This window comes from Peptococcaceae bacterium 1198_IL3148 (assembly GCA_036763105.1).
In the GTDB taxonomy this organism is placed as follows: Bacteria; Bacillota; Desulfotomaculia; order Desulfotomaculales; family Desulfohalotomaculaceae; genus JBAIYS01.
This window is the reverse complement of record JBAIYS010000036.1, coordinates 1-902: the sequence shown is the minus strand read 5'-3', so window position 1 is coordinate 902 and position 902 is coordinate 1. Positions and strand designations below refer to the sequence as shown.

The window sequence follows — 902 nt, the reverse complement described above, 5'->3', positions numbered from 1 at the left end:
CCTATGCCAAGCGTTTAAAATTAAGTTGGATACCGCTAAATTACCATGAAGTAAAGGCTGATACTTACGAGGAATACCTTGTAAAACTGTTCGAATATGAGGTAAAGCAACGGGATGAAAGAAGAATTAACAACCTAATTAAGCAAGCAACTTTGCCTAAGCCAAAAGCAACATTGCCATTTCAATGGGATGATATTCAGTTACCCAATGGTATTAGCACTTCATATTTACTAAATGGTGAGTTTATTGATAAACAAGAGAACCTAATCTTTTATGGTGGAGTTGGAACAGGAAAAACTTATTTATCCACAATTATTGGCTTAAATGCTGCTAAAAACGGAAAAAGAGTCAAATTCTATACTGTGGCCCAGTTAGTTAACAAACTAATGGCAGCAAATGATAGTGGCCAGTTGGACCGGTATTTTAAACGGATTGAAAAGCTGGATTTATTGATTTTGGACGAGCTGGGGTATATCCCACTTCACAAAGCTGGGGCAGAATTACTCTTTCAGGTGATTTCATTATGCTACGAAAGCAAAAGTTTAATTATCACAACTAATTTATCATTTTCTCAATGGAACCATATTTTTGTAGACCAGATTTTAACTGAGGCTGTAATTGACCGGCTAATTCATCATTCACAGTTGCTGATTTTTAACGGGGAAAGCTTCAGATACAAAGGATCATTACTCAATAATTAGAATAGATTTTGGGATGTTGGCAAGTAGGTACATTTTTAATTGCCATTACATACATTTTCTACTTGCCAAATACAGTTTTTTTGGATGCTATTCACTTTAAAGTACGCCAGGATAATCGAATAATTAATAAGGCAGCATATAGCGTTTTGGGCATTAATATGGAGGGACACAAAGAAATACTAGGTATTTGGATTGGCGAAA

1 protein-coding gene and 1 pseudogene are annotated in these 902 nt (G+C 35.3%); both read left to right on the top strand.

The features are described 5' to 3' along the window. Positions 1–701, top strand: a 701-nt coding sequence (istB, locus tag V6C27_14760; GenBank protein ID MEG6617652.1) for an IS21-like element helper ATPase IstB, incomplete at its 5' end; no start/stop codon positions are given. A gap of 74 nt (positions 702–775) precedes the next feature. Beyond that, positions 776–902, top strand: a pseudogene (locus tag V6C27_14755) (transposase).